17 protein-coding genes are annotated in these 19,698 nt (G+C 68.8%); 14 read left to right on the forward strand and 3 right to left on the reverse strand.

The features are described from left to right. Positions 1 to 49 precede the first annotated feature (49 nt). From F5X71_RS32065 to F5X71_RS32075, 3 genes are read left to right on the forward strand one after another with little or no spacing between them, the layout of a single operon-like run. On the forward strand, positions 50 to 1,108 hold the full coding sequence (locus F5X71_RS32065) for an ABC transporter permease (RefSeq protein WP_167465354.1): 1,059 nt from the start codon (positions 50 to 52) through the stop codon (positions 1,106 to 1,108). An 18-nt stretch (positions 1,109 to 1,126) separates the two neighbouring features. Then, complete coding sequence (locus F5X71_RS32070) at positions 1,127 to 1,888, forward strand: ABC transporter ATP-binding protein (protein ID WP_167466900.1); 762 nt, start codon at positions 1,127 to 1,129, stop codon at positions 1,886 to 1,888. 44 nt (positions 1,889 to 1,932) lie between these two features. Next, positions 1,933 to 2,793, forward strand: a complete 861-nt coding sequence (locus F5X71_RS32075; RefSeq protein WP_167465355.1) for a hypothetical protein — start codon at positions 1,933 to 1,935, stop codon at positions 2,791 to 2,793. A gap of 19 nt (positions 2,794 to 2,812) precedes the next feature. Here the strand turns inward: F5X71_RS32075 and F5X71_RS32080 are convergent, their stop codons facing one another. Next, positions 2,813 to 3,733 carry a LysR family transcriptional regulator gene (locus F5X71_RS32080; protein WP_174817174.1) on the reverse strand — a complete coding sequence of 307 codons (921 nt, stop codon included), beginning with the start codon at positions 3,731 to 3,733 and terminating at the stop codon, positions 2,813 to 2,815. Between the two features lie 140 nt (positions 3,734 to 3,873). Between F5X71_RS32080 and F5X71_RS32085 the strand changes: the two genes are divergently transcribed. Both F5X71_RS32085 and F5X71_RS32090 read left to right on the forward strand, forming a co-directional pair. After that, complete coding sequence (locus tag F5X71_RS32085) at positions 3,874 to 5,265, forward strand: MFS transporter (RefSeq protein ID WP_167465356.1); 1,392 nt, start codon at positions 3,874 to 3,876, stop codon at positions 5,263 to 5,265. Continuing rightward, positions 5,262 to 6,008, forward strand: coding sequence for a 3-hydroxybutyrate dehydrogenase (locus F5X71_RS32090; RefSeq protein ID WP_167465357.1), 747 nt, complete (start codon positions 5,262 to 5,264; stop codon positions 6,006 to 6,008). The genes F5X71_RS32085 and F5X71_RS32090 overlap by 4 nt, the downstream gene beginning before the upstream one ends. Before the next feature lie 14 nt (positions 6,009 to 6,022). Here the strand turns inward: F5X71_RS32090 and F5X71_RS32095 are convergent, their stop codons facing one another. After that, positions 6,023 to 6,631 carry an SACE_7040 family transcriptional regulator gene (locus F5X71_RS32095; RefSeq protein WP_167465358.1) on the reverse strand — a complete coding sequence of 203 codons (609 nt, stop codon included), beginning with the start codon at positions 6,629 to 6,631 and terminating at the stop codon, positions 6,023 to 6,025. 144 nt (positions 6,632 to 6,775) lie between these two features. Here F5X71_RS32095 and F5X71_RS32100 point away from each other — a divergent pair, with 144 nt between their 5' ends. The 9 genes from F5X71_RS32100 to F5X71_RS32140 all read left to right on the forward strand — a co-directional run bounded on the left by F5X71_RS32100 (position 6,776) and on the right by F5X71_RS32140 (position 19,079). Next, positions 6,776 to 8,374, forward strand: coding sequence for a carboxyl transferase domain-containing protein (locus F5X71_RS32100; RefSeq protein ID WP_167465359.1), 1,599 nt, complete (start codon positions 6,776 to 6,778; stop codon positions 8,372 to 8,374). A gap of 5 nt (positions 8,375 to 8,379) precedes the next feature. Continuing rightward, on the forward strand, positions 8,380 to 10,410 hold the full coding sequence (locus F5X71_RS32105) for an acetyl-CoA carboxylase biotin carboxylase subunit (protein WP_167465360.1): 2,031 nt from the start codon (positions 8,380 to 8,382) through the stop codon (positions 10,408 to 10,410). Continuing rightward, positions 10,407 to 11,567, forward strand: a complete 1,161-nt coding sequence (locus F5X71_RS32110) for an acyl-CoA dehydrogenase family protein (protein WP_167465361.1) — start codon at positions 10,407 to 10,409, stop codon at positions 11,565 to 11,567. The genes F5X71_RS32105 and F5X71_RS32110 overlap by 4 nt, the downstream gene beginning before the upstream one ends. Beyond that, on the forward strand, positions 11,564 to 12,070 hold the full coding sequence (locus tag F5X71_RS32115) for a MaoC family dehydratase (protein ID WP_342803752.1): 507 nt from the start codon (positions 11,564 to 11,566) through the stop codon (positions 12,068 to 12,070). The genes F5X71_RS32110 and F5X71_RS32115 overlap by 4 nt, the downstream gene beginning before the upstream one ends. Continuing rightward, positions 12,067 to 12,879, forward strand: coding sequence for an HpcH/HpaI aldolase/citrate lyase family protein (locus tag F5X71_RS32120; protein ID WP_167465362.1), 813 nt, complete (start codon positions 12,067 to 12,069; stop codon positions 12,877 to 12,879). Before F5X71_RS32115 ends, F5X71_RS32120 begins: the two co-directional genes overlap by 4 nt. Positions 12,880 to 12,909: 30 nt before the next feature. Then, the gene (locus F5X71_RS32125; protein WP_167465363.1) at positions 12,910 to 14,856 is read left to right on the forward strand and encodes an acetoacetate--CoA ligase; all 1,947 of its coding nucleotides are present in this window, start codon (positions 12,910 to 12,912) and stop codon (positions 14,854 to 14,856) included. 192 nt (positions 14,857 to 15,048) lie between these two features. Further along, a complete protein-coding gene (locus F5X71_RS32130) occupies positions 15,049 to 16,389 on the forward strand; it encodes a cytochrome P450 (protein ID WP_167465364.1) in 1,341 nt (446 codons plus the stop codon). Positions 16,390 to 16,439: 50 nt separating this feature from the next. Next, on the forward strand, positions 16,440 to 17,684 hold the full coding sequence (locus tag F5X71_RS32135) for a TetR/AcrR family transcriptional regulator (protein WP_167465365.1): 1,245 nt from the start codon (positions 16,440 to 16,442) through the stop codon (positions 17,682 to 17,684). Between the two features lie 147 nt (positions 17,685 to 17,831). After that, complete coding sequence (locus F5X71_RS32140; RefSeq protein ID WP_167465366.1) at positions 17,832 to 19,079, forward strand: TetR/AcrR family transcriptional regulator; 1,248 nt, start codon at positions 17,832 to 17,834, stop codon at positions 19,077 to 19,079. On the opposite strand, the gene F5X71_RS32145 is transcribed toward F5X71_RS32140, so the two are convergent. Next, entirely contained in the window at positions 19,080 to 19,688 is a 609-nt protein-coding gene (locus F5X71_RS32145; protein ID WP_238815584.1) for a hypothetical protein, read from the reverse strand. Positions 19,689 to 19,698 lie beyond the last annotated feature (10 nt).

Below are 19,698 nucleotides of genomic sequence, written 5' to 3' on the forward strand. Positions count from 1 at the left end.
CCTTCCCCTGCGCGATGGCGGCGGACACCGAACGCGCGACAGTGAAGTCATGTTCGTCGCACTCCGAGATCTGCGCGCCGCCCGCGGTCGTTTCCTGCTGATCACCCTGGTCGTCACCTTGGTGGCGTTGCTGGTGAGCTTCCTGAGCGGGCTCACGGCGGGGCTCGCGCACCAGAACATCTCGGCGGTCGAGTCGTTTCCCGGGGACACCGTAGTCTTCGCCGACACCGGCGCGGCACCCTCGTTCGAGGCCTCGACGCTGAGCCGGGAGCAGGTCGCGGCCTGGCAGGCCGCGGCCGGGCCCGGCGGCACCGTCGACCCGATCGGCATCGGCCACGGCAAGGTCGAACCCGCCGCCGGTCCCGCGGCACAGGTCGCGTTGTTCGGCACGCAGGGCACGGCATTCGGCAATCGGTCGGCAACCGAGAACGGCACGGTGGTGCTGAGCACCGGGGCGGCCAAGGACCTCGGCGCGGGCGCGGGCGACACCGTCACGATCGGCGGACGCTCGTTCAGCGTGCAGGCCGTCGCCGGGGACGACTGGTACAGCCACACGCCGGTGGTGTGGCTGACGCTGGCCGACTGGCAAGCGCTTGACCCGCGCGCGGGCGCGGCGACCGTGCTCGCGGTCGCCGGCGTGCCGGACACCGCCGCGGTGAACGCGGCCGCGCACACCCAGACCACGACCGGGTCCGGCGCGCTCGCCGCGCTCAGTGCCTATCAGGCCGAGAACAGCTCACTGACGCTGATGACGGTGCTGCTCTTCGTCATCTCGGCGCTGGTGATCGGCGCGTTCTTCACCGTGTGGACGGTGCAGCGGATGCCCGATATCGCGACGTTGAAGGCGCTCGGCGCCACCTCGGGCGCACTCGTCCGCGACGCGCTCGCCCAGGCCGCGATCGTGCTCGGCGCCGGAGTCGCGGTCGGACTCGGCAGTACCGTCACCGCGGCGGCCTTCCTCGGCGACGCGCTTCCGTTCGTCCTCAGCCCGGCCACCACGCTGCTGCCCGCCCTCGCCCTGATCGTGCTCGGCCTGTGCGGCGCCGCGTTCGCCCTGCGCTTCCTGTTCACCACCGACCCGTTGACCGCGCTCGGCGCGGCGCGTTGAGCCACTGGAGTTTTCGAGATCATGCGCACCTCACTCACCGTCGACGACGTCACCCTCACCTACCCCGACGGCACCGGTCGGCTCACCGCTTTGGATCGGGTGCGCCTGCACGTCGACGGCGGTGACATCGCCGCGATCACCGGTCCGTCCGGTTCCGGCAAGTCCAGCCTGCTCGCCGTCGTCGCCACGCTGATTCGACCCGACTCCGGCCGCATCGAGCTCCGAACCGCCGACGGCAGTGTCGATCTCGCCGCCGTCGGCCGCCGCGAGGCCGCCGCGCTGCGCCGCTCGTCCATCGGCATCGTCTTCCAGCAGCCGAACCTGATCCCCGCGCTGACCGCCGTCGAGCAGCTGGAGGTGATGACCCATCTCGGCCAGCGGCTCCGCCAGCCCGCCCGCCGTCGCCGCGAAACACATTCCAGGGCAATGGAACTCCTGGACTCCGTCGGCCTAGCCGACCAGCATGCCAAACGCCCCGCCCAGCTCTCCGGCGGGCAGCGCCAACGCGTGAACATCGCCCGCGCCCTCATGCACAACCCCGCCCTGCTCGTCATCGATGAACCCACCAGCGCCCTGGACACCGAACGCGGTTCCGCCATCATCGATCTCATCCTCACCATCACCAAAGACCACAACGCCGCAACCCTTCTGGTCACCCACGACCACACCCACCTCCACCACATGACCACCGTCCACCACATGACCGACGGCCACCTGACCCAAACCCGAAACAGTGAAAACTGGAACGTTCCAAAGCAATACGTTCCAAAAACAGCCTGAGACCAGCAGTTTTGCCTGTCGGAGCAAGGTGATAGCTTTCGCGCATGCCCAGCCATCTGCACGAGCGCCTGATCGATCTGTTCCGGCAACGTCCGCAACTCGCGGCCGAGCTATTGACGACCGTGCTGGGCACCCCGTTACCCGAGTACGACCACGCTCGGCTGGAATCCAGCGACTTCCCCGACATCAACCCCACCGAATACCGCGCGGACCTCGTGGTGGTGTTCGCGAACGGAACCACACCCGCTGTGGCGGTGGTATTGGAAGTCCAATTGCAACCCGACAAGGACAAAACCTGGACATGGCCGGTCTACCTCACAACGCTGCGCGCCCGGCTCAAATGCCCGACCATCCTGCTCGTGCTCTGCCCCGACAAACGCACCGCCATCTACTGCCGCAAACCCATCACGGTCGCCCCGAGCTTCACCCTCTCGCCCTTGGTGCTCAGCCCCGAGGATGTCCCCGTGGTGACCGATCCGGCGACCGCGAAGACAAACCCCGAGCTGACTGTGCTGTCCGCCATCGCGCACGGGGAGCACCCCGAGCGTGAATCCATCCTGACCGTCCTGGCCACCTGTGTACTCCCGGCGGAGCGCGGGACGATGTACATTGACCTGGTAACGGGCCTTCTGCCCGTAGCCGCCCGACACTTCCTGGAGAGCGTCATGACCGCTGGCTACGAATACCAAAACGAGCTCATCCGGACCTACTTCTTCGAAGGCAAGGCCGAAGGCAAGGCCGACGGCGAGGCCAGCGCGCTGCTGCGGATTCTCCGCCACCGCGGCTTCGAAGTGGACGATGCACTCGTAGCCCGAGTCGAGCAGCAAACCGACCTCGCCCAACTCGATGCCTGGCTCGATCGCGCCCTCGACGCGACCGCGCTCGACGAGGTATTCAAGGACTAAGCCCGGCCACCGGATGGGGTCAGGTGGGGAGGCCGAGTAGGGCGTTGTGTTCGTGGTGGACCTTGGTGCGGAGCGCGTCTACGAAGGCGGCTACTTCGGGGCGGCGGAGGGTTTCGGGGCGGGCGACCAGCCAGTAGGCGAGTTGGACCGAGACCGTTTCGGCTAGGACGCGGTGCAGGTCGGGGTGGCGGTCGGCCATGAAACAGGGAAGCAGGCCCAGGCCAGCGGCGGCGCGGGTGGCCTCGACATGGACGAAAACGTTGGTGGACGTGACGGATTCGCGCATCGCGGGCGCGAAGCTGGAGGCCAGGTCCAGATCGTCCACCTGGAGCATGGAATCGATGAAGTAGACGAGCGGATGCGCGGCGAGGTCATCGATGGTGGCCGGAATCCCGTGCTCAGCCAGGTAGTCCCGGGCGCCGTAGAGGCCGAGGCAGTAGTCGGAGAGCCGAATGGCGGTGGCGCGGTGCACCTGCGGCTCGCCGACCACCACCTCCAGATCGAGACCGGAACGCTGCGTCGAAGCCCGGCGCGTGGTCGCCACGATCTCGACGGTGATCTTCGGGTGCTGCCGCTGCACCTCGGCGGCGGCGGGCGCGGCGATATAGGCGCTGAAACCGTCAGTCGCCGAAATCCGCACCGTCCCTTCCAGAATGCGGCTGCCACCCGCGTCGGCACTGAGCGATTTGACCGCCGACTCGACGATCTCGGCCGCCGCCAACGCCTCCCGGCCGAGATCGGTGAGCTCCCAGCCACCCGCGGCCCGCGTCAGCACCCGCCCGCCGAGCGTGTGCTCGAGCGCGGCGATGCGCCGGGAAATGGTGGTGTGGTTGATGCCCAATTCCTCGGCGGCGGACACGAATCGCCCGGACCGGCCGACCGCCAACAGCACCAGCAGGTCGTCGGCACTGGGGCGCCGGGCGAATCCCGCCATACTCATGTGTGCATTCTCGCAGATACCTCCTGCAGTTCTAGTCATTGCGGACAAACCGATCTGCACTAATACTTCGTTGCAGCCGAGATTTGTGGGGGCCATCACATCTAGAGCGTGTTGTGGCCCCGGGCACGAAGGAGAGTTCGATGAGCGTGCGCAGTGCAGTGTGGCCGACGGGCAAAGACCCGGGCGGAGCGCCGAGCGGCCTGAGACGGGTGGTCGCCGCGTCCATGGCGGGCACGGTCGTCGAATGGTATGAGTTCTTCCTCTACGGCACCGCCGCGACGCTGGTGTTCAGCAAGGTCTTCTTCGCCAAGGGCACAAGCGATCTGGACGCGATCCTCGCCGCGTTCGTCACCTACGCGGTCGGCTTCGCCGCACGCCCGTTGGGCGGTATCGTCTTCGGGCACTTCGGCGACAAGTACGGGCGCAAGAAGCTGCTGCAGTTCAGCCTGATCCTGGTGGGCAGCGCGACGTTCCTGATGGGCTGTCTGCCGACGTTCGGCCAGATCGGCTACTGGGCCCCGGCGCTGCTGGTGGTCCTGCGCTTCATCCAGGGATTCGCGGTCGGTGGCGAGTGGGGCGGCGCGGTTCTCCTTGTCGCCGAACACAGTCCGAGTCGCAGCCGGGGCTTCTGGGCAAGCTGGCCGCAGGCCGGTGTGCCGGTGGGAAATCTGCTTGCCACCGTCGTGCTGCTGGCCTTGACCACCTGGTTGTCGGAGTCGGCGTTCCTGAGCTGGGGCTGGCGGGTGGCGTTCTGGCTGTCCGCGGTGGTGGTGCTGATCGGCTACTACATCCGCACCAAGGTCACCGACGCGCCCATTTTCGTTGCGGCGCAGCAGGAGATGGAGCAGATCAAGGCGACCTCGCTGAGCGTGGTCGAGGTGCTGCGGCGGTATCCGCGCGGCGTGCTCACCGCGATGGGCCTGCGCTTCGGCGAGAACATCCTCTACTACCTGGTGGTCACCTTCACCATCACCTATCTCAAGGTGCAGGTCCAGGTCGACACCAAGGTCATCCTGTGGTGGCTGCTGGCCGCGCACGCGGTGCACTTCTTCGCCGTTCCGTTCGCGGGGTGGCTGTCGGACCGATTCGGCAGGCGCCCAGTGTATCTGGCAGGCGCGGTGACCGCGGGCACCTGGGGCTTCTTCGCCTTCCCCATGATGGACAGCGGGCACAACGCGGTGATCATGTCCGCGATCATCATCGGCCTGCTGTTCCACGCGCTGATGTACGCGGGCCAGCCCGCGATCATGGCCGAGATGTTCCCCACCCGAATGCGGTATTCCGGTGTCTCCCTTGGTTATCAGGTGACCTCGATCGTGGCGGGTTCGCTCGCGCCGATCATCGCCGTCCGGCTGCTCAACACCTTCGACTCGGCCGTGCCGATCGCGATCTATCTGGCCATCGCGGCGGCCATCACCGCGGTCGCCGTGCTCTTCGCCCGCGAAACGAGAGGATTGGACTTGGCCACCGTCGACCTCGCCGACGCCGAGCATCTGGCTACCCGCCCCACCACCCCGGTGATCGCGAAATGACCGATCTGGCCGGACGTTCCGCGCTGATCACCGGCGGCGCCAGCGGCATCGGCGCGGCCTGCGCCAGGGAGCTTGCCGCGCGCGGCGCCATGGTCACCATCGCCGATATCGACGATGTCGGGGCCAAGGCGCTCGCCCGCGAGCTCGGCGGAAAGCCTTGGGCGGTGGACCTGCTCGACGTCGAGGCGCTGGAATCGCTGCACCTCGAGGTGGACATCCTGGTGAACAACGCGGGCGTGCAGCACATCAGCCCGCTGCCGGAGTTCCAGCCACGGCAGTTCCGCAACCTGCTCGCCCTGATGGTGGAGGCGCCGTTCCTGCTCATCCGAGCCGCCCTGCCGCACATGTACCGGCAGGGGTTCGGCCGGATCGTCAATATCTCGTCGGTGCACGGACTTCGGGCCTCGGAGTTCAAGTCCGCCTACGTGACGGCCAAGCACGGACTGGAGGGACTGTCCAAGGTCACCGCGCTCGAGGGCGGCAAGCACGGCGTCACCAGCAACTGCGTCAATCCCGGCTATGTGCGAACCCCATTGGTGGACAAGCAGATCGCCGACCAGGCCAGGGCGCACGGCATTCCGGAACAACAGGTGCTGGAGAAGATCCTGCTCACCGAGAGCGCGATCAAACGACTGGTGACGCCGGAAGAGGTGGCGTCGCTGGTTGGCTGGCTCGTCTCGGCGCACTCGGGAATGGTGACGGGCGCGTCCTACACCATGGACGGCGGCTGGAGCGCTCGGTGACCGGACGGCGCGCCCTAGGCCGTCCCGTCCTGGGTCAGGGCGGCCAGCGCCATCCGGCGCAGGATGGGCCGCGCCCGCACGGCGGTCGCCGTGCTCGCGCTGTGCGGGGTGGAGTTGATCAAACCGAACGCGGCGTGCGCCTGCACCCGCGCCGTCTCCTCGGGTAGGTCGGGGTGCAGCTCACGCAGCACCGTGACCCAGATTTCCACGTACTGCCGCTGGGTCCGGCGCAGCTCGCGCCGGGCCGCGGCGGGCACGTTCTCCAGGTCGCGATCCTGGATGCGGATGAGATCGGCGTCGCCCAGCGCGAAGTCCAGGTGGAAATCGACCAGCCCGGCCAGCGCCTGCCCGGCGGTCTCGGTGCGCGCGACCACCGCCTTCCCGCCGTCGAGCAGCCGCTGGCTCACCCCGACGAGCAGTTCCACCAGCAGGGCTTCCTTGTTGGGGAAATGGCGGTAGACGGCCGGGCCGCTGATGCCCACCGCGGCACCGAGGTCGTCCAGGCGCATGCCGAGAAAACCACGGTCGGCGATGAGCCTGGCACCGGCGGCCAGGAGTTGTTGCCTGCGCTGGGCCTTCAGCTGTTCCCTCCGGGTGAGCGTGCCGTCGTCGATGCTGGTCACACGCACTCCTTTCGCCACGCCGCGGCCGCACACGCGCACGGCTCGCCTGCCCTTCCTGGACATCTCGGTTAACCAAGATTAACCTGGATTCCAGTTATCGGCGACTAACTGGCCCACTTGCCAGCTGACCGACAGGATCACGTGATGACCGTTACCGAAGAGGCCGTCGACAACCGGGTTGCCCACAAGGCACTGGTCGACGACCTGGGCGCCCGGCTGGCGGCCGCCGCACTCGGTGGACCCGCCAAGGCGCGCGAGCGCCACGTCGCGCGCGGCAAGCTGCTGCCACGGCAGCGGGTGGACCACCTGCTCGACCCGGGCAGCCCGTTCCTCGAGCTCTCACCGCTGGCCGCGACCGGGATGTACGGCGACGACTCCCCCGGCGCGGGCATCATCACCGGCATCGGCCGGGTGTCCGGCCGCGAGTGCGTCATCGTGGCCAACGACGCGACGGTCAAGGGCGGCACCTACTACCCGATGACGGTGAAGAAGCACCTGCGCGCGCAGGAGATCGCGCTGCAGAATCAGCTGCCGTGCCTGTATCTGGTCGATTCCGGCGGCGCCTACCTGCCCGAGCAGGACGAGGTGTTCCCGGACCGCGAGCACTTCGGGCGGATCTTCTACAACCAGGCGACCATGAGCGCCAAGGGCATTCCGCAGATCGCCGCGGTGCTCGGCTCGTGCACCGCGGGCGGCGCGTACGTGCCCGCGATGAGCGACGAGGCGGTGATCGTGCGCAACCAGGGCACGATCTTCCTCGGCGGTCCGCCGCTGGTGAAGGCCGCGACCGGCGAGGTGGTCACGGCGGAGGAACTCGGCGGCGGCGCACTGCATTCGCGCACCTCGGGTGTCACCGACCATCTGGCCGAGGACGATCAGGACGCGCTGCGCATCGTGCGCCGCATCGTCGCGACCCTCGGCCCCAGGCCGGCGAGCCCGTGGGCGGTGCGGGCGCCGGTGGCGCCCGCAGCGCCGCAGGACGAGCTGTACGACGTGGTGCCGGTCGACCTGCGCACCCCCTATGACGTGCGCGAGGTGATCCATCGGCTGGTAGACGCGGACCCCGAGGGCGACAACGGCTTTCACGAATTCAAGGCCGAGTACGGCAAGACCTTGGTCACCGGCTTCGCGCACCTTCACGGCCACCCGGTGGGCATCGTCGCCAACAACGGCGTGCTGTTCAGCGAATCCGCCATGAAGGGCGCGCATTTCATCGAACTGTGCGACAAGCGCAAGATCCCGCTGCTGTTCCTGCAGAACATCACCGGGTTCATGGTGGGGCGCGACTACGAGGCGGGCGGCATCGCCAAGCACGGCGCCAAGATGGTCACCGCGGTGGCATGCGCCAGGGTGCCGAAGCTGACCGTGGTGATCGGCGGCTCCTACGGCGCGGGCAACTACTCGATGTGCGGGCGCGCGTATTCCCCGCGCTTCCTGTGGATGTGGCCCAATGCCAGGATCTCGGTGATGGGCGGCGAGCAAGCCGCCTCGGTCCTGTCGACCGTGCGCGGTGATCAGCTCGACAGCTCAGGGCAGCCGTGGTCGGCGGCGGACGAGGAGGCGTTCAAGGCGCCGATCCGCGACCAGTACGAACGCCAGGGCAACCCCTACTACTCGACGGCAAGGCTCTGGGACGACGGCGTGATCGACCCCGCAGACACCAGAACAGTCCTCGGACTTGCCCTTTCGGTGTGCGCGCAAGCGCCGCTCGAACCCGTTTCCTACGGCGTCTTCCGGATGTGATGACCATGCTGAACAAATCCCATCCCGTCGGCTTCGACACCGTGCTCGTCGCCAACCGCGGCGAGATCGCGGTCCGCGTGATGCGCACGTTGCGGGCCATGGGCATTCGCTCCGTCGCGGTCTACAGCGACGCCGACGCCGACGCCAGGCATGTGCACGAGGCCGATACCGCGGTGCGGCTCGGCCCCGCCGCCGCGCGCGAGAGCTATCTCGCGATCGACAAGGTGGTCGCGGCCGCCGTCCGCACCGGCGCGCAGGCGGTGCACCCCGGTTACGGATTCCTTTCCGAGAACGCCGCTTTCGCCGCGGCGCTCGCGCAGGCCGGCATCGTCTTCCTCGGCCCGCCCGCGCACGCCATCGAGGTGATGGGCGACAAGATCGCGGCGAAGAACACCGTGTCGGCGTTCAATGTCCCCGTCGTGCCGGGCATCGCCAGGCCCGGCCTCACCGACGCCGAGCTGATCGAGGCGGCCGCCGAGATCGGCTACCCGGTGCTGGTCAAGCCCTCCGCCGGTGGCGGCGGCAAAGGCATGCGACTGGTCGAGGAGCCCGCGACGCTGCCGGACGCACTGGTCAGCGCGCGCCGCGAGGCCGCGTCCGCCTTCGGCGACGACACCCTGTTCCTGGAACGCTTCGTCACCCGCCCGCGACACATCGAGGTGCAGGTGCTCGCCGACCAGTTCGGCAACGTGCTGCACCTGGGCGAGCGCGAATGCAGTCTGCAGCGCAGGCATCAGAAGGTGATCGAGGAGGCCCCGTCACCGCTGCTCGACGCGGCGACCCGCGCGAGAATCGGTGCGGCGGCGTGCAATACCGCGCGCAGCGTGGACTATGTGGGCGCGGGCACGGTCGAGTTCATCGTCTCCGCCGACCGGCCGGACGAATTCTTCTTCATGGAGATGAACACCCGGCTGCAGGTGGAGCATCCGGTCACCGAGCTGGTGACCGGCGTCGATCTGGTGGAGTGTCAGGTGCGGGTCGCGGCCGGGCAGAAGCTCTCGGTCGAACAGGACGAGATCCGGATGGTCGGGCACGCCATCGAGGCCAGGGTGTACGCCGAGGATCCCGGCCGTGGCTTCCTGCCCACCGGCGGCACAGTGCTCGACCTGTCCGAGCCCGAAGGCACCGGGGTCAGGGTGGATTCGGGGCTGCGCACCGGGACGCTGGTCGGCAGCGACTACGACCCGATGCTGTCGAAGGTCATCGCGCACGGCGCCGACCGCGCCGCCGCGATCGCGAAACTCGATCGCGCACTGGGCGATACCGTATTGCTCGGCGTCACCACCAATATCGAGTTCCTCCGTTTCCTGCTCGCCGACCCCGAGGTCGCGGCCGGACAACTCGATACCGGCCTGCTCGATCGGCGGGTGGCCGATTTCCGCGCCACCGCGCCCGATGACGGGCTGTTGCTGGCCGCGGCCGCGTATCGCTGGCTCCGGCGCTGGCCGAGCGAGCCGAGCGATCCGTGGCAGGTGCCCTCCGGCTGGCGGATCGGCCACGCCGCGCCGACCCAGATCCGGCTGGCCGCCGGTGACCGGGTCGAGCACGTGTACCTCACCGGGCAGCCGGGTGCGGCGACCGGCCGCGTCGGCGACGCCGAACCCGTCTCGCTGACCGCCACTTTCGCGAATTCGGTGCTGGCGCTCACCGTGGCGGGCGTGCGGCACGAGTATCGCGTCGCCGAGCAGGACGGGCAGCTGTGGCTGGCCGGGCCCACCGGAATCGCGCTGGTGCGCGAGGTCGCCGAGGCGAGCGTGCGCGGCGGGGCCGAGCAGGTCGGCGACGCCGAAATACGCAGCCCCATGCCGGGTTCGGTGATCGCGGTGCCGATCGCCACCGGCGCCACCGTGGCCGCGGGCGCCACGGTGGTGATCGTCGAGGCGATGAAGATGGAGCACTCGCTCACCGCGCCGGTGGCGGGCACCGTCGAAATCCTGGTCGCACCGGGCACTCAGGTGCGCCTCGACCAACCGCTCGCCCGCATCAGCACGACTCCCGCGGAACTTCCCGCCGATCAAGAAGGAACCCGAGCATGACCGACTTCCTGTCCACCGGCGCCCTACCCGACGAATACCGCGACCTGGCCGCGACGGTGCGCGATTTCGCGCAGTCGGTGGTCGCGCCGGTGTCCGCCGAGCACGACGCGAACCACACCTTCCCCTACAAGGTGGTCGAGGGCATGGCCGAGATGGGCCTGTTCGGCCTGCCGTTCCCCGAGGAGTACGGCGGCATGGGCGGCGACTACTTCGCGCTGTGCCTCGCGCTCGAGGAGTTGGGCAAGGTCGACCAGAGCGTCGCCATCACACTCGAGGCCGGGGTCTCCCTCGGCGCGATGCCGATCTACCGCTTCGGCAACGACAAGCAGAAGCAGGAGTGGTTGCCGCAGTTGACCAGTGGCCGCGCCCTCGCCGCGTTCGGGCTCACCGAGCCGGGTGCGGGCAGCGACGCGGGCGGCACCAGGACGACCGCGGTCGCCGACAGCGGTGACTGGGTCATCAACGGCAGCAAGCAGTTCATCACCAACTCCGGCACCGACATCACCCGGCTGGTGACGGTCACGGCGGTGACCGGGCAGACCGGCGGCAAGAAGGAGATCTCCACCATCCTCGTGCCGACCGACACCCCGGGCTTCGTCGCCGAGCCCGCCTACAACAAGGTCGGCTGGAATGCCTCCGACACCCATCCGCTGAGCTTCACCGACGTGCGCGTGCCGGAGGAGAACCTGCTCGGCGAGCGCGGGCGCGGCTACGCGAACTTCCTGCGCATCCTCGACGAGGGCCGCATCGCGATCGCGGCGCTCGCGGTCGGCGCGGCCCAGGGCTGCGTGGACGAGAGCGTGCGCTACGCCAAGGAGCGCGAGGCGTTCGGCCAGGCCATCGGCCGCAACCAGGCCATCGCGTTCAAGATCGGGCGGATGGAAGCGCGCGCTCACACGGCGCGCACCGCCTACTATGACGCCGCGGCACTGATGCTGGCGGGCAAGCCGTTCAAGAAGGCAGCCTCCATCGCCAAGCTGGTGGCCAGCGAGGCGGCCATGGACAACTCGCGCGACGCCACCCAGATCTTCGGCGGCTACGGCTTCATGAACGACTACCCGGTGGCCAGGCACTACCGCGACAGCAAGATCCTCGAAATCGGTGAGGGCACAACGGAGGTTCAGCTGATGCTGATCGGACGGGAGCTGGAACTGTGAGCGACGTCGACAACTTGCGCCGGGTCGTCCAGACCGGCATGTGGTTCGAGGAACTCGAGACCGGCGTGCGCTACGAGCACCGGCCGGGGCGCACCATGACCGAGACCGACAACGTGCTGTTCAGCACGCTGACCATGAATCCCCAAGGCCTGCACATCGATGCGGCCTACAGCGATGCCCAGGAGCCGTTCCATCAGCGCCTGGTCAATTCGCTGTTCACGCTCGGCACCATGGTCGGGCTCTCGGTGGCGCATCTGACCCAGGGCACCACCGTCGCCAATCTCGGCTTCTCCGAGGTGAAATTCCCTGCGCCGCTGTTCCACGGCGACACCGTCTACGCTGAGACCATCGTGCTGGACAAGCGGCTGTCCAAGAGCAGGCCGGGCGAGGGCATCGTCACCTTCCGCCACATCGCGCGCAACCAGCACGGCACCGTCGTCGCCGAGGCCGTCCGCAACGCGATGATCCGCGTGCGTCCCGACACCGAGGCGACCCCGGCATGACCTGGCAGCTCCCCGGCCCGGCGTGGCTGTTCTGTCCCGCCGACCGACCGGACCGGTACGAAAAGGCCGCAGCGGCAGCCGATGTGGTGATCCTCGACCTCGAGGACGGCGTGGCCGCCGGGGACAAGACCGCGGCCCGCAAGGCCGTCACCGCGACCGCGCTGGATCCCGAGCGCACGATCGTGCGGGTGAACGCGGCGGGCACCGACGACATCGCGGCCGATCTCGCGGCGCTCGCCGACACCGGGTATCGGCGGGTCATGTTGCCGAAATGCGAAGGCGCCGAACAGGTCACCGCGCTCGCCGACTACGAGGTGATCGTGCTGATCGAGTCGCCGCTCGGCGCGCTCACGGTCGAGCGCGCGCTCGCCGCGCCCAACGCGATCGGTGCCATGTGGGGCGCCGAGGACCTGGTCGCGGCGCTCGGCGGCAACTCGAGCAGGCACGCCGACGGCGGCTATCGCGATGTGGCGCGCCATGTTCGGTCGCATACGCTGCTCGCGGCCAAGGCCTACGGCAAGTTCGCGCTCGACTCGGTGTATCTGGACATCCGCGATCTCGACGGGCTGCGCGCCGAGGCACTGGACGCGGTCGCGGTCGGATTCGACGCCAAGGTCGCCATCCATCCGAGCCAGCTCGCGGCGATCCGCGCGGCGTACACGCCGCCGGAGGCGGAATTGGCCTGGGCCAGAAGGGTGCTCGACGAGGTGCCCAAGCACCGCGGCGTGTTCGCCTTCGAGGGCCGCATGGTCGATGCCCCCGTACTGCGGCACGCCGAGCAGATCGTGCGGCGCGCCGCACGCGCCTGACCACCAGTTCGAACAGCCAGGAGGAATGCGGTGCAACCACAGTGGGTGCCGACCGAGCGCGACATCGCCACGGCCAGGATCACCGACTTCGCGAAGTTCGCCGAGGGCCGGGCCCATCGGGCGCTGCCGGACTACGCCACGCTGTGGCAGTGGTCGGTCGAGGACCTGACGGGCTTCTGGCACGCGGTGTGGGACTACTTCGAGCTCGGCCCGGTGGCGGGCGAGATCCTGGGCAACGCGGAAATGCCCGGTGCGCAATGGTTCCCGGGGACTCGGCTGAACTATGTGGATCAGGTGGTGCGGCAGTTCCGCACCGACCGGCCCGCGATCATCGCGGTCACCGAGGACGCGCCGACCAGGGAGATCTCCTGGGCCGAGCTGATCGACGAGACCGCGGCGCTGGCGCGCACGCTGCGCGATCTCGGCGTGCGGCCGGGTGATCGGGTGGCGGGCTACCTGCCCAACATCCCGGAGGCGGTGGTCGCGTTCCTGGCGACCGCGAGCATCGGCGCGGTGTGGAGCGCCTGTGGCCAGGACTACTCCCCCAAGGCGGCGCTGGATCGGCTCGGTCAGCTCGAACCGACCGTCCTGATCACCGCTGACGGATACCGCTACGGCGGCAAGGCGCACGACAAGCGCGCCGACATCGCGGCATTGCGGGCGGGTTTCGGCGAACTGCGGGCCACGATCGTGGTGTCGCGGCTCGGTCTCGACGTGCCGGATACCACGCCGTGGCACGCGGCGATCGCGATCGACGAGTCGGTGCCCGCGGTGATCGCCACGGAGCCGGTCGATTTCGATCACCCGCTGTGGATCGTGTTCTCCTCCGGCACCACCGGGCTGCCGAAGGGCATCGTGCACGGCCACGGCGGCGTACTGCTCGAGCATTTGAAAGCCGTTGCGCTGCAATCCGATATCGGGCCGGACGACACCTTCTTCTGGTACACCAGCCCGAGCTGGATGATGTGGAACTTCCAGATCGCCGGGCTGCTGACCGGCGCGAGCATCGTCTGCTACGACGGCAGCCCCACCGCGCCCGCACCGGACGCGCTGTGGCGCATCGCCGCCGAGACCCGGACCACCGTGCTCGGCACCAGCCCCGGCTATGTGCTGGCCTGCATCAAGGCGGGGGCGTCGCCGCACACCGAGCACGACCTGTCCGCGCTGCGGTCGGTCGGCATCACCGGCGCCTCGCTGCCCACCTCCTCGGCGACCTGGCTCGGCGCGAATACCGGCGCGCACGTCCAGGTCAATTCGATCAGCGGCGGCACCGATGTGGTGTCGGCGTTCATCGGCGGCGTCCGCACCGTACCCGCGTGGCCGGGCGAGCTGTCCGCGCGCTTCCTCGGCTGCGCGCTGGAAGCCTTCGACAGCGCGGGTAAGCCGGTGCGGGAGGAGGTCGGCGAGCTGGTCATCACCAAGCCCATGCCGTCGATGCCGGTCAGCTTCTGGCACGATCCGGACGGAAAGCGTTACCACGACGCCTATTTCGACGTGTACCCCGGAGTGTGGCGGCACGGCGACTGGATCACCATCACCGAGCGCGACAGCGTCGTGGTGCACGGTCGCTCCGATTCCACCCTCAACCGGCACGGCATCCGGATGGGCAGCGCCGACATCTACCAGTCCGTCGAGCGACTGCCCGAGATCGCCGAGGCGCTGGTCATCGGCGCGGAGCAACCCGACGGGGGTTACTGGATGCCGTTGTTCGTGGTACTCGCGCCCGGTGCCGAACTCACCGACGAACTGAAGGCCAGGATCAACAGCACCATCCGTACCGAGGTCTCGCCCCGGCACGTCCCGGACGAGATCCTGCTCGCCCCCGGCATTCCGCACACCCGCACCGGCAAGAAGCTCGAGGTCCCGATCAAGAAGCTCTTCCAGGGCGCCGACGCGGCCGGCGTGGTGGAGCGCAGCGCCGTGGACGACCCGGCCCTGCTCGATTGGTACGCGGCGGTGCGCCCCGCCACCGTGTAACGGGCGGGCCGCGGCGGTCGGGCGCGCATCCGCGCGCCGGTGCCGGGCAGGGCGGCCGACCCGAGCCGGAATGAACCCGGCACCGCGGTCGCGTCCAGTACGGTTGGTTACCGATCAGGTCATGGACCCTGGCACGCCGAGCTCCTGACGTGGTGCCGAGCGGTTCACCCGAATCCGCAGGGAGGTGGCAGCGTGGCCGCACAGGATGTCCGGGAACGTGCCGAGACCGCGGGCTATCCGCCGGGGCCTCGACTACCCGCTGTGGTGCAGAGCTTGTTGTTCCAGACCAATCGGCAGCGCTTCCTGCCCGCGCTGGCCCGGCGCTACGGTGACGTTTTCACCATGCGGATTCCGCCGTTCGCCCGGCGCTTCGTGGTGTTCTCCCGGCCCGAGCACATCAAAGAGATCTTCGCGGGCGACCCGCGCGACCTGCACGCCGGCGAGGGCAATCAGATCCTCGGCCACATCATGGGCGAGCATTCGCTGCTGCTCACCGACGAGCAGGAGCACGCGCGGGCGCGCCGGCTGCTGATGCCCGCGTTCAACGGCTCGGCGCTGCGCGCCTACCGCGATCTCGTCACCGAGCTCGCGGTGGCCGAAATCGACCGGTGGACACCGGGATCCACACTGGCGACGCTTGACCGGATGAACGCCCTCACCCTCGAGGTGATCATGCGGGTGGTCTTCGGGGTGTCCGACGCGAGCGCCCGCGCGCAGTTGGCGCCACGACTCAAACGCATCGTCGACCTCGATCCCCTGGTCTTCCTCGGGTTCAAGTCGGCGCTGCTCGGCCGGATCGGGCCGTGGCAGCGCTTCGCGCACAACCTGCGGCAGGTCGACGAGTTGCTGTACGCGGAGATCGCGGCCCGCAGGCAGGCCCCGGACCTGGCCGAACGCACCGACGTGCTGTCCAGGCTGCTGCACGCGGGGACCGACGACGACCAGGATGCCCCGCTCACCGACGCCGAACTGCGCGACCAGCTGATCACCCTGTTGCTCGCCGGCCACGAGACCACGGCCTCCGCCCTGGCCTGGGCGATGTACGAGCTCGCGACCCAGCCCACCATCCAGGACGAGGCCGCCGAGGCCGCGCGCACCGGCGACGACAAGTTCTTGGAGGCAGTGTTGAAGGAGGCGATGCGGCGGCGCGTCATCATCAACGGCACGAACCGAAAACTGACCAGGGACATGACAATCGGCGGTCGGGCGCTGCCCGCGGGCACCATCGTGTGCACCTCGATCCTGCTCGCGCATCGCAGCACCGACAACTTCCCTGACGTCGACGCCTTCCGCCCGGACCGCTTCCTGCGCGGCGAGGTCGCGCCGAATACCTGGTTCCCCTTCGGCGGCGGCGCGCGCCGCTGCATCGGGGCCGGGTTCTCGCTGATGGAGGGCACCACGGTGCTGCGCGAAACGCTGCTGCGGTACGCGCTCACCCTGCCCGCGGGCGCGGCACCGGAGCGGGCCGCGACCCGCAACATCACCACGGTTCCGCGGGGCAAGGCCAGGCTGGTCCTCGTGCCACGCGCGTAAGCACCGAGGCATGGCCTTTCCCACCAGCGCAGATCAGTACGATGTCCGACATGAGTGTCGACAATCGCCGTACGGCGCGTAAGGCGAGCACCGGCGACTCGGCACCCCGGGAGATCCGGCGCAGGCCGAAGAATCGCCGGGCACAGATCGCCGCGGCCTCGGCCGCGGCGTTCGGGTCACAGGGTTACCACGGCGTGAGCATGGAGGACATCGCCTCCGGCCTCGGCATCAGCTCGGCCGCGCTCTACCGCCACTACCCAAGCAAATACGCGCTGTTCCGCGAGGAACTGCTGCGGGTGGGCCGGGCAATGACCGACTCGGTGCAGCTGCCCGCGGCGGCCGCCGATCAGTCGCCCGAGCAGCGGCTGCGCCACGTGCTCGACGCGCTGATCGCCGTCACGATCGAGAACCGCACGGCGATCACCCTGGTGCGCTGGGAGGGCCGCTACCTCGAACCGCAGGACCTGACGACACTGAGCGAGCAACAGCTCACCGTGCTCGGCGCGCTCGGCACCCAGCTCGCCGAGCTGCGCCCGGAGTTGACCGAGGACGACACACGGGTGCTGCGCATGGCCCTGCTGAGCACGATCACCAGCATCGCCGATCACCACGCCACTCTGCCGATGAAATCCCTTGCCCGGCTGTTGAGTTCGGCTTGCTGGCCGATCGTCGAGCTGAGCTTGCCCGCCGTGCGACCGGCCGAGCCGCAACCGGTGGTGGAGATTCCCGACTCGTTCAAACACGAACTCCTGCTGCGCAAAGCGGTGGAGCTGTTCCACGAGCGCGGCTACCCGAACGTCAGCGTGGAGGACATCGCCACGGCGGCCGGACTGTCGGCCGCCTCTGCGGTGTATCGGTTCTACCGAGGCAAGAGCGATCTACTCGCCGCCGCGTTCCGCCGTGCCGCGGAACGGGTTTCGGGCGCGGTCGGTCCGGCGGTCGCCACCGCGGCAGGCCCCGAGCAGGCACTGACCGCGCTGATCGATCAGTACGTCGCGGGGTCGTTCGCCGAGCGCGCGCTGACCTACGTGTATTTCACGGAGTTCCAACATGTTCCGGCCGAGGAGCGCACCGTGCTGCGCAACATCCAGCGGCTCAGCGTCGAGGAGTGGGCGCGGCTGCTTCGTGAGGTGCGTCCAGAGCTCTCCCCCGCCGAGGCACGATTCTTGATCCATGCCGCGTTCGCCCTGGTGGTCGACCTGGGACGCGCTTTCGACAACGAGCCCATGGCGGCCCAGGAGCGGGTGCGGCTGCTGATGCAGGTGGTCCTGTTCGGGCGGCCCGCGAGCGCTTGAACCGACCGCACGGTGTACCAACCGGTCGCTTATGTTAACCATCATTCTGGACGGTCTGTGAGCCATACCGCGCGGTAATGTCGAAAACTATGCACAATTTGTGATCTTCAGTTCAGGACGAACCGCGGATTCGACTACCATCGCGGCATGGGTGCCCACGAACGCCGCGCTGCGGACGAGGCGGCGGCCGACGGGACTCCGGCGCGTCCGGTCCGGCGCAGGCCCCGCGACCGCCGCGCACAGATCGCGGCGGTTTCGGCGGAGGCGTTCGGATCGCTCGGCTACCACGGCGTCAGCATGGAGGACATCGCCTCCCGGCTCGACATCAGCTCGGCCGCGCTATACCGCCACTACCCGAGCAAATACGCACTGTTCCGCGAGGAGGCGCTGCGTCTCGGCACGTTGAGCGCGGCCGCGGTTGAGCTCCCGGACACCGCGCGGGAGCTTCCCGCCGCCGCACGGCTCGAACAGGTCATCGACGCACTGATTGCCTCGTCGATCACCAACCGGCGCAGCGCCGCGCTGCTGCGCTGGCAACGCCGCTACCTCGACGACGCCGACGCCGCAGTGCTCGACGGCCAACTGGCAAGGGTGAATTCGCGACTGAAGGCGCTGCTCATCGACACCAGGCCGGAGCTGAGCAAGGCCGACGCCGCGGTGCTGTCCGCCGCGGTACTGAGCGCACTGAGCAGCATCGGCGATCACCACGTGGCCCTGCCCGCGCGCGCGTTGCACACCCTGCTCGGCACCGCCTGCCGCAGGCTCGCCGCCGCCGCACTGCCCGCGGTCGCGGACCAGCCAGAAGCCGTTGCGGCAGTCGAGATTCCACTGACCTTCAAACACGAACTGCTGCTCGCCAGGGCGATCGAGCTGTTCCATGAACGCGGCTATCCGAATGTGAGCGTGGAAGACATCGCCTCGGCCGCGGGCTTGCCCGCGTCCTCCGCGGTGTACCGCTTCTACCGCAGCAAGGGCGATATCCTCGCCGCCGCCTTTCGCCGTGCGGCGGACCGGGTTTCGGCCGCGATCGGCCCGGCCGTCGCCGCGGCGGACAACCCGGAGCAGGCGCTGACGACGCTCATCGAGCTCTACGTCGCGGGCTCGTTCGCCGAGCGCGAGCTGACCTTCGTCTACTACGCCGAGATCAGCAACGTGCCCGCCGACGAGCGGACGGTGCTGCGCAATATCCAGCGGCTCAACGTCGAAGAGTGGGCGAAGCTGCTGACCGGTGCCCGCCCCGAGCTCAGCACGGCCGAGGCACGGCTGCTGGTGCACGCGGCGCTGGCACTGGTGGTCGATCTCGGACAGCGCTTCGGCTCCACCGACCCGTGCTGCTCGCAGCAGCGGGTCGGGCAGTTGATGCGAGTGGTCCTGTTCGGCAGCGCATCCGAGTGATCAGGGCTGCGCCGGGGGCGGGTCCAGCGGCGAGTTCACCTTGTTCACCAGCCAGTGCCCGTCGACCTTCTCCAGGCGCATCACCATCGACAGCTGGCCAGGGGCAGGCTTGCCCTGCGTGCCCATGCTGGTGATGGTCTGGCCGATCACCACAATCGCCTCGGCCGAGTTCTGGTCGCCGGTTTTGACGGCGCACTGCACATCGTTCACCTTCGACACCACCTCGCCCTGGGTCAGCACCTCACGCAATTCCCTACTGGTGCTGTCGAATTGCTTCTTCCAGTCACCGGTCGCCCCCGCCAGCACCGCGGCGAAGTACGGGTCGAGCTGTTTGGCGTCGTAGTCGGCCAGCACCGGCGCATAGGCGCATGCGGCGGCCCGCGCATCCGCGTTGGCCTGGAGCAGCGCCTTGTCGCCACGATGCTGGACGTAGAGGAAAATGGTCGAAGCCACTGCGGCACAGAGCAATACCGCCGCGGTGAGCTCGAGCGCGAGTCGACCGGTCCGGCCGGGCAGCAGGCGCCTGCGCGCGGGCTCGGCCGCCTCGATCGAAACCTCTTCGGCCGCAGCAGTAGACGACGCGTCGGTCGAGTTCTCGGTGGCACTCATCAGCTGGTTC

The organism is Nocardia brasiliensis, from assembly GCF_011801125.1.
Classification (GTDB): domain Bacteria; phylum Actinomycetota; class Actinomycetes; order Mycobacteriales; family Mycobacteriaceae; genus Nocardia; species Nocardia brasiliensis_C.